This is a genomic window from Streptomyces graminilatus (genome assembly GCF_001418565.1).
Lineage (GTDB): Bacteria > Actinomycetota > Actinomycetes > Streptomycetales > Streptomycetaceae > Streptomyces > Streptomyces graminilatus.
In genome coordinates this window covers 1-7,429 of the sequence record NZ_LIQQ01000370.1, presented here as the reverse complement: position 1 = coordinate 7,429, position 7,429 = coordinate 1, and the positions used below count along the sequence as shown (strand labels likewise).

General features: G+C 72.7%; 6 protein-coding genes and 1 pseudogene. 2 read left to right on the top strand and 5 right to left on the bottom strand.

What is annotated here, in order from left to right; genetic code table 11:
• From AOK08_RS29185 to ssd, 4 genes and pseudogenes are all read right to left on the bottom strand, one after another.
• A pseudogene (locus AOK08_RS29185) lies at window positions 1-304 on the bottom strand (type II secretion system F family protein); the annotation flags it as partial.
• Window positions 305-383: 79 nt separating this feature from the next.
• Window positions 384-1,253, bottom strand: coding sequence for a type II secretion system F family protein (locus AOK08_RS29180; RefSeq protein WP_055531589.1), 870 nt, complete (start codon window positions 1,251-1,253; stop codon window positions 384-386).
• The gene (locus tag AOK08_RS29175; RefSeq protein WP_079054336.1) at window positions 1,250-2,530 is read right to left on the bottom strand and encodes a TadA family conjugal transfer-associated ATPase; all 1,281 of its coding nucleotides are present in this window, start codon (window positions 2,528-2,530) and stop codon (window positions 1,250-1,252) included. The genes AOK08_RS29180 and AOK08_RS29175 overlap by 4 nt, the downstream gene beginning before the upstream one ends.
• Window positions 2,527-3,633: a septum site-determining protein Ssd gene (gene ssd / locus AOK08_RS29170; protein ID WP_055531587.1), complete on the bottom strand. Its 1,107-nt coding sequence runs from the start codon at window positions 3,631-3,633 to the stop codon at window positions 2,527-2,529. The genes AOK08_RS29175 and ssd overlap by 4 nt, the downstream gene beginning before the upstream one ends.
• Window positions 3,634-4,159: 526 nt before the next feature.
• On the opposite strand from ssd, the gene AOK08_RS29165 reads away from it, so the two are divergent.
• Complete coding sequence (locus tag AOK08_RS29165) at window positions 4,160-4,993, top strand: HAD family hydrolase (RefSeq protein WP_055531585.1); 834 nt, start codon at window positions 4,160-4,162, stop codon at window positions 4,991-4,993.
• A gap of 440 nt (window positions 4,994-5,433) precedes the next feature.
• Here AOK08_RS29165 and AOK08_RS29160 read toward each other — a convergent pair whose 3' ends face one another.
• Window positions 5,434-6,258: a Fic family protein gene (locus AOK08_RS29160; RefSeq protein WP_055531583.1), complete on the bottom strand. Its 825-nt coding sequence runs from the start codon at window positions 6,256-6,258 to the stop codon at window positions 5,434-5,436.
• Between the two features lie 101 nt (window positions 6,259-6,359).
• Here AOK08_RS29160 and AOK08_RS29155 point away from each other — a divergent pair, with 101 nt between their 5' ends.
• A complete protein-coding gene (locus AOK08_RS29155; RefSeq protein ID WP_055531581.1) occupies window positions 6,360-7,343 on the top strand; it encodes an ATP-binding protein in 984 nt (327 codons plus the stop codon).
• Window positions 7,344-7,429 lie beyond the last annotated feature (86 nt).

Here is a 7,429-nt window from a genome sequence, read left to right as displayed (position 1 = left end):
GTCGCCACCGCCACAGCCCGACCCCGGCGACCAGCCCCACCACCACCCCGGCCACGCCGCCGACCAGCACCCAGCCGCCGCTCACCGCACCCGCCACGGGCAGCCACCGCCGCACGGCACCCCGCGCCCCGAACCACCGCCCCGCCGGGCCACGTTCCCGCTCCGCCGCCGGCGCGAGCAGCCGGGCCAGCCTGCGGCGCACCCTTCGTTCACGGCGTACCGTCTCGATCCACCGCAGCAGCCACCCCAGGGCCAGCGCGACCCCCAGCGCCGCCCCCAGCCTGTGGAAAACCTCCGCGCTCACGTCGACTCCCCTCTCCGGCCACGCCCGCCAGCCGTACCGGGACAGCGCCCGGCACGCCCGTCAACCACTCCCCCGGCCCTCATGCCGTCTCCGCTCCCCGTACGATCCGCAGCGCCCACCACAGGCCCACGCCCTCCAGCACCCCGCCGACCAGCAGGCAGCCAAGGCCGGCGCCGGTGTGCAGCAGCACGTGCAGGGGGTCGGCGCCCAGTGCCGTGCCCAGCACCAGGCCCAGCACAGGCAGGCCGGCGAGCATCACCGCCGTCGACCTGGCGCCCGCCAACTGGGCGCGCAGATCGGCGCGCTGGTCCCGGTCGGCACGCAGGGCCCCTTCGAGCCGGTCCAGTCCGGCGGCGAGTCCGGCGCCCTGGTCCACGGCCACCCGCCAGCACGCGGCGAGGCCCAACAGCCCTTCCGTGCCCGGTTGCCGGGCCGCCGAGGTGAGCGCCCCGGGGACATCCCCGCCGAACCGGGCCGCCGCCAGCACCGACGCCTGTGCCGCACCGAGGCCGCCGGAGTCGCGTGCCGCCCGCAGCAGGGCCTCCCCCGGCTGCCGCCCGGCGCGCACCTCACCGGCCAGCGCCCCGCACAGCGCGATCACCTCGTCACCCCGCCGTTCCCGCGCCCGCCGCACCTCACCGGCCAGCCTGACCCGGCGCAGCAGCGGCACCCCGGCCGCGCCGATCAGCGCCGGTACGACGGAGGCACCCAGCAGTGCCACCACCAGCCCGACGGCCACCGACCACCATTCGGCCCGCAACCGCGCGCGCAGCCGCCTCAGTTCACCGGCCGCCCGCTCCCAGGGAGGCGGCCCGGTTCCCACGGCCCCGCCCCCGGCGAGCAGCAACTCCGCCCGCCGTGCCCCGGGATACCGCCCGCTCAGCAGCCAGCAGACCGCCCCGGCGCAGATACCGGCCACAGCCACAGCCAGTTCTCCGGTCCCTGTCACGCGCCTTCACTCCCCTGCCGCTTGTCGCCGCCTTTGCTGCCCGCACCGCCCGCACCGCCTATGCCGCCTGTGCTGCCCGCACGGCCTGTGCCGCCTGTGCCGCCTGCATGGAGCAGCCCCCTCAGCCGCTCCCACCCCCGCTCGTACGCGAACGCCTCCTCGCCCCACCGCAGCGCCGGCACCGTCACCACCAGCCCCGAGGGGTCCCGCTCCAGTACGTGCACCTCGGCGATCCGGCGCCGCCCGGACCGGTCACGGACGAGATGCAGGACCACCGACAGCGCTGCCGCCAACTGGCTGTGCAGCGCGGCCCGGTCGAGCCCCGCGGCCGTACCCAGCGCTTCCAGTCGCGCCGGGACGTCCGCCGCCGCGTTGGCATGGACCGTCCCGCAGCCCCCTTCGTGACCCGTGTTGAGGGCGGCCAGCAGGTCGATCGCCTCGGCGCCCCGGACCTCCCCGACGACCAGCCGGTCCGGGCGCATCCGCAGCGCCTGCCGCACCAGGTCCTGGAGCGTCACCAGGCCCGCGCCCTCCTGGTTGGCCGGTCTGGTCTCCAGCCGTACGACGTGCGGATGGTCCGGCCGCAGCTCCGCCGAGTCCTCGGCGAGCACGATCCGCTCACCGGGGCCGACCAGCCCGAGCAACGCGCTGAGCAGGGTCGTCTTGCCGCTTCCCGTGCCACCGCTGATCAGGAAGGACAGCCGTGCGTCGAGCAGCGCCCGCAGTACCCGGTCACCGCCCGGCGGCAGCATCCCCGCGGCCATCAACTCGCCCAGGGTGAACGCGCGCGGCCGTACCACCCGCAACGACAGGCAGGTGCAGCCGACGGCCACCGGGGGCAGTACCGCGTGCAGCCGGGTCCCGTCGGGCAGCCTGGCGTCGACCCACGGCCGGGCGTCGTCCAGCCGTCGTCCGGCCACCGCGGCGAGCCGCTGCGCGAGCCGTCGTACGGCGCCCGCGTCCGGGAAGGAGACGGCGGCCAGTTCCAGTCCGCCGCCCCGGTCCACCCACACCCGGTCCGGGGCCGCCACCAGCACGTCGGTGACCGACGGATCGGCGAGCAGCGGTTCCAGCGGGCCGGTGCCGACCAGCTCCGACCTCAACCGCTCGGCGGCGCCCAGCACCTCGGCGTCCCCGAGCACCCGCCCCTGCTCCCGCAGGGCCTGCGCCACGCGCGCGGGTGTCGCCTCCGCCCCGCTCTCGGCCAGCCACTGCCGTACGCCGTCCAGCAGCCCTGCGGGCGCCCCGGGTCCCTCGTCCCAGCGCACCCCGTTCATACGCTGCCCGCCTCGGCCAGCGCCCGCTCCCAGAACACCGTGCAGAACCGGGCCAATGGTCCGCGTGCGGCCGCTCCCGGCGGCGCCTTGCCCTCGTGCGGGCGGGCCAGGGCGGCTTCGACGGGGACCTCGCCCGCCAGGGGCAGGTTGAGCAGCCGGGCCACCTCGTGGTCGTCCAGCCCCGGCGTGTACGGCCCGCGTACCGCCACGCGCAGGTCGCGCAGGACCATGCCGACTGCGGACGCGACCCGGCCGGCCGCCGCGACGGCGCGCAGTTCGCCGGGGACCACCAGGATCCCGACGTCCAGTTGGGCGAGGACTTCCGCGACACCGTCGTCGATGCGCCGCGGCAGGTCGACGACGACCGCGCCGCCCCGCCGTCTGGCCGCGGCGAGCACCGCGCGTACTGCCTGCGGCGGGACGGCCACGCAGTCCCCGCGGTCCCAGCTCAGCACCCTCAAGGAGTGCAGTTTCGGCAGCGACTCCTCCAGGGCGCCGCCGCCGACCCGGCCCCGCGAGGCGGCGAAGGCCGGCCAGCGCAGCCCGTCGGCGGTCTCACCGCCGAGCAGTACGTCGAGTCCGCCGCCCAGTGGATCCGCGTCCACGAGCAGCGTGCGCAGCCCCTCCCGCGCGGAGGTGACGGCGAGCGCGCAGGCCAGCGTGGACGCTCCCGCCCCGCCCCGGCCGCCGATGACGCCGACGGTGAGCGCGGGCCTGCCGACGCCCTCGGCGACGTCGGCGATCCGGTCGACGAGCCACTGCTCGCCGTCCGGCAGCATCAGGACGTGGTCGGCGCCGATCTCGACGGCCCGCCGCCAGACCCCGGAGTCGTCCTGGTCCCGGCCGACGAGCACCACTCCCCGTCGGCGCGCGGCCCCGCGTACCCGCCGGACGGCGTCGTCGCCGACCAGGACGAGTGGTGCCGCCTCCCAGCCGCCGCCTCGCTCGGGCACGCCGTGGTGCACTTCGGGTGTGGCACCGGCCGCCGCGCACAGGCGCAGCAGGTCGTCCAGCAGATCGGCGTCCTCGGTGACGATCAGCGGTCCGCTCTGCCGTCCCTCGGCCGCGGGCAGATCGTTGTCGTGTGTGATGGCTCCCGCCATGATTTCCGGCCCCCTTCGCTTTATGCACTGCCGGTAGAAACCGGCCAATCGCGTCCGGCAAACCGAACCGGCCATGAACTGGCCGTCGGCGGGACGCGCTGGAATCACGGTGCGGGGAACCCGGAAATGATGTGGATCTTGGTCGAAATCTGTGGACAACTCGTTGGTTGTGAATATCGCTCTCACCCAAACAGGTGACCGCTGTGCGACTTTCCACAGAGCAGCGCCTCAGTTACCCACAGTGACGCGCGGCGAGGGTGTGCGGGCATGCGAAAGAGGCGGCCGGAGCCGCCTCGGACGGCACCACGGCCGCGAAGAGTGTGCTGGTGAAGAAGGAAAACCCACCCGGACATGCGACGACCCCCGCCGGGGGGGAGAGCGGGGGTCGTCCCCACGGTTCGACTCGGGGGGGGAGGAGCCGGACCGGGTTAGCACGGTCGCGAACGATCCGTGACTTCCATGGTGTACCCGAGGGCCCTCTCAGGCAAACCCGCACGCCATGTCTTACGCCGAATGGTGGGCGCCTATGCTCACCCTCGTGGAAAACCACTCCTTGCCCCGCACAGCCGCCTTCTTCGACCTGGACAAGACGGTCATTGCGAAGTCGAGCACGCTCACGTTCAGCAAGTCGTTCTACCAAGGCGGTCTGATCAACCGCAGGGCCGTCTTGCGTACCGCCTATGCCCAGTTCGTCTTCCTGGCGGGCGGCGCGGATCACGACCAGATGGAGCGCATGCGCGAGTATCTGTCCGCGCTGTGCCGCGGCTGGAACGTCCAGCAGGTCAAGGAGATCGTCGCCGAGACGCTGCACGACCTGATCGACCCGATCATCTACGACGAGGCGGCCTCCCTCATCGAGGAGCACCACACCGCCGGCCGCGACGTGGTCATCGTGTCCACATCGGGCGCGGAGGTGGTCGAGCCGATCGGCGAACTGCTCGGCGCGGACCGGGTGGTGGCCACGCGCATGGTCGTCGGCGACGACGGCTGCTTCACGGGCGAGGTGGAGTACTACGCGTACGGACCCACCAAGGCCGAGGCGATCAAGGAACTGGCCGCGTCCGAGGGATACGACCTCGCGCGCTGCTACGCGTACAGCGACAGCATCACCGACGTCCCCATGCTGTCGTCCGTCGGCCATCCGCACGCCGTGAACCCGGACCGCGCGCTGCGCCGGGAAGCGGTCGCGCGCGGGTGGACGATCCTGGACTTCCACCGCCCGGTACGGCTGAAGCAGCGCCTGCCCGCGCTCTCCGTACCGCCGCGTCCGGCGCTGGTCGCCGCCGCCGCGATAGGCGCCGCGGCGGCCACCGCGGGTCTCGTCTGGTACGCGAGCAGGCGCCGTCCGACGGTCGCCTGAGGCGCCTCACCTGCCCCACCCATTGACATCCGGCACACCGGCGCCCGATTCATTCCCGTTTGAGGACAAAAGTAAAGAAGTGCAGTCAGGGGTTCCGCTTGCCCGGGTCCAGGAGTAGAAAGGACTCAACGGCCCGCGAGACCAAGGACATCCGAAAGGATCACCTTAAATAACGCATTTGGCCCCACGGACCTAGCATGAACACCGGGCACCCACGCGACGTCGACCCGTCGATTACGGGCCAGCCGCACCAGGCCACGGGCAGAGATCCCGACCTGATGGGCAATATTCCGAGGACGCTTGGTAACCCGGATGGACATGCTGGCGGCGGTACGAATCCTCGTACCGCCGCAACCCGTTACCGCGCCATGACAACCCTTTGAAGGCCCTCCGCGCGGAGGGCCTTTTCGCTTTCCCCGCGCCGCGCCGACCGCCTTTTCCTACGCCGCCCCGCGCTGGAGCGCCTCGCACACCGCCGTCGACTCGCGCGCCCCGAGCACGACGGCCCGGCCGCAGTGGGCGATCCACTCCGCCATGCCCTCCGGAGTGCCGGAGACATAGCCGTCGAGTGCCGCCAGATAGGCCGCGCGCCCCGGTTCGGCGTGGCCGACCTCGGCCGGGCACACGGACTTCGGGTCGAGGCCGCTGCCGACGAGCACGATCCGCTCCGCCGCGCGCGCGACAAGGCCGTTGTGGGATCCGAAGGGGCGCAGCGCGAGGAGTTCGCCGTGCACGACGGCGGCCGTGACCAGGGCCGGGGCCGAGCCTCCGGCGATGATCAGCTCCGCGAGCCCCTCCAGCCGCGCGGAAACCTCGGCCGCGCCGGGCAGCGGCAGTTCGACCAGCGGTTCGTCGACCGGCTCGCCGTCCTGCCGCGGGCGTCCCACCTCGCCGCCCGAACCCGCGGCGGCCACCAGATGCAGCCGGGCCAGCACGCGCAGCGGCGACTGGCGCCAGACGGAAAGGAGTTGGCCCGCCTCCGCGGTCAGCCGGAGTGCCGCACCGACGACCCGGGCCTCGTCGTCACCACTGAAGTCGGTGCGCCGGCGCACCTCTTCGAGGGCCCAGTCGGCTCCGGAGAGGGCCGCGGAGCCGCGCGCGCCGCGCAGTCCGGCCTCGCCGGTGATCTCATTGCTGCGCCGCCGCATGATGCGATGCCCGTAGACCCGGTCCACGGCCTTGCGCACGGACTCGACGGATTCGGCCACCCCGGGCAGTGCTCCCAGGGCCGCGAGCGGATCGGCGGTCGCGCCTGTCGTACTCATGAGTACGACCCTACGCACTCCGGGGAGCCAACCCACGAATGAGTGGACTTCTTCACGCCCCCTGGACACTCCAGGCAGTCACTCCACTACCGTTAGTGAACATGAAAATTGCTTTCGTCGGGAAGGGCGGCAGCGGCAAGACCACGCTGTCCTCCCTCTTCGTCCGCCACCTCGCCGCGTCCGGGGCGCCGGTCCTCGCCATCGACGCCGACATCAACCAGCACCTGGGCGCCGCACTCGGCCTCCACGACGCCGAAGCCGCCGCGATGCCCGCGATGGGCGAGCGGATGGAGCTGATCAAGGACTACCTCCGCGGCACGAACCCGCGCATCGCCTGCGCCGACGCGATGATCAAGACGACACCGCCCGGCGAGGGCTCGCGGCTGCTGCGGATCCAGGAGACCAACCCGGTGTACGACGCCTGCGCGCGGCCGGTGGAACTCGATGGCGGCGCCGTCCGTTTGATGGTCACCGGCCCGTTCACCGAAGCCGATCTCGGAGTGGCCTGCTACCACTCCAAGACGGGCGCGGTGGAGCTGTGCCTGAACCATCTCGTCGACGGCCCGAGCGAGTATGTCGTCGTCGACATGACCGCGGGCTCCGACTCCTTCGCGTCCGGCCTGTTCACCCGCTTCGACATCACGTTCCTGGTGGCCGAACCGACCCGGAAGGGAGTGTCCGTCTATCGCCAGTACAAGGAGTACGCCCAGGACTTCGGGGTCGCCCTCAAGGTCATCGGCAACAAGGTGCAGGGTCAGGACGACCTCGACTTCCTCCGCGCCGAGGTCGGGGCCGACCTCCTCGAGACGGTCGGGCACTCAGACTGGGTGCGCGCCCTGGAGAAGGGCCGGTCCTCCCGGTTCGAGCTCCTGGAGGACGCCAACCGTCGTTCCCTGCGCCGGCTGCACACGGCCGTCGACGCCATGTACGAGCACCGCGACTGGGAGCGTTACACACATCAGATGGTCCACTTCCATCTGAAGAACGCCCATTCCTGGGCCAACGCCCGCACCGGCGTGGACCTGGCGGCCCAGGTCGACCCCGGCTTCGTACTCGACGAGCGCCTGACGGCGACCGCCGTCTGAGGCCAACGCTGTCGATACCGCCCCGCGCCCCCGACAGGGGCGCGGGGCGGTATCGATATGCGGCTCCGCCGCGTGGGCGCGACCAG

Coding starts and splice junctions, on each gene's coding strand:
- AOK08_RS29175 (WP_079054336.1), bottom strand. CDS start 2,530: ATGAACGGGGTGCGCTGGGACGAGGGACCCGGGGCGCCCGCAGGGCTG.
- AOK08_RS29165 (WP_055531585.1), top strand. CDS start 4,160: ATGCTCACCCTCGTGGAAAACCACTCCTTGCCCCGCACAGCCGCCTTC.
- ssd (WP_055531587.1), bottom strand. CDS start 3,633: ATGGCGGGAGCCATCACACACGACAACGATCTGCCCGCGGCCGAGGGA.
- AOK08_RS29160 (WP_055531583.1), bottom strand. CDS start 6,258: ATGAGTACGACAGGCGCGACCGCCGATCCGCTCGCGGCCCTGGGAGCA.
- AOK08_RS29155 (WP_055531581.1), top strand. CDS start 6,360: ATGAAAATTGCTTTCGTCGGGAAGGGCGGCAGCGGCAAGACCACGCTG.